The sequence below is a fragment of the Kingella kingae ATCC 23330 genome (assembly GCF_900111845.1).
Taxonomy (GTDB): domain Bacteria; phylum Pseudomonadota; class Gammaproteobacteria; order Burkholderiales; family Neisseriaceae; genus Kingella; species Kingella kingae.
Genome location: NZ_FOJK01000048.1, coordinates 1 through 1015, shown reverse-complemented (window position 1 = coordinate 1015; position 1015 = coordinate 1). Strand labels below are relative to the sequence as shown.

Here is a 1015-nt window from a genome sequence, read left to right as displayed (position 1 = left end):
CGGGTTAAAGGACAAAATGGTTGGTAAAAATCGCTGAAAGCCTTATGCTTAAAGGCTTTCAGATAGGTCAAATGCTTTGAACACAAAAAATGCCCTTTTTGTCACTCAAATTCCGTTCAAAAATACGGAACGCGTAACCATAAACAACGCTATTTTTGCACCCAATGTAAGAAGTGTTTTAACGGTGGAATACGCTTAAATTAACGATGAACTTTGGTAACAATATCGCGATGAGCATCGCACCATTGAACAACTGGCTCAACAGTATCAATGCAGCACCAAAACCATTCAACGCCGCTTAATAAAATGAGCAACGAAACAAAATCACTTTTCGCACCCGAAAAAGGTTAATGTGTTTTTGGATACAACTTATTTTGGGCATACTTTTGGTGCGTTGGTTTTAATGGATAGTGTGAGTAAACAAGTTTTATCCGTTGATATTGTCGCTTATGAAACCAATCAGCTTTATTATCAAGCAGTAAAAAAGTTAAAAGATAATAACATGATTATTCAAAGCATTATTTGCGATGGGCGTAAGGGATTGCCGCAATTATTTGCAGATATTCCTGTGCAACTGTGCCAGTTTCATCAAGTTCAAACGGTTATTCGATACCTGACCAATAAACCTAAATCGCTCGCTGCTGAGCAACTCAGGGCATTAACCTTAACGCTTACCAAAAGCAGTTTTAGCAGCTTTCAGGCTGCATTGAATAGTTGGTATAGGCAACATAAACAATATGTCAATGAACGTACCATTAACGCTGAAACAGGTAAAACACACTACACCCACAAACGATTAAGAAGTGCTTATTTAAGCCTAAAACGCAACTTGCCCTTGCTGCTCACATTTGAGCAATATACTGAGTTATCCATTCCCAATACAACGAATTTATTGGAAAGTCGTTTTGCTGGTTTAAAAAGTGCTTTGAACCACCATATTGGCCTAAATTTAGAGAATAAAACTATGTTTATTAAAGATTATTTTTCTAATTAGGCAGGTTAGGTGTGGTAAAAA

The 1015-nt window shown here is 36.9% G+C and carries 2 pseudogenes; both read left to right on the top strand.

From position 1 onward, the window contains the following. Positions 1-99: 99 nt before the first annotated feature. Positions 100-204, top strand: a pseudogene (locus BQ5809_RS11605) (IS1/IS1595 family N-terminal zinc-binding domain-containing protein); the annotation flags it as partial. Positions 205-328: 124 nt separating this feature from the next. Next, positions 329-994, top strand: a pseudogene (locus BQ5809_RS08005) (IS256 family transposase, variant Zn-binding type); the annotation flags it as partial. Positions 995-1015: the final 21 nt, after the last annotated feature.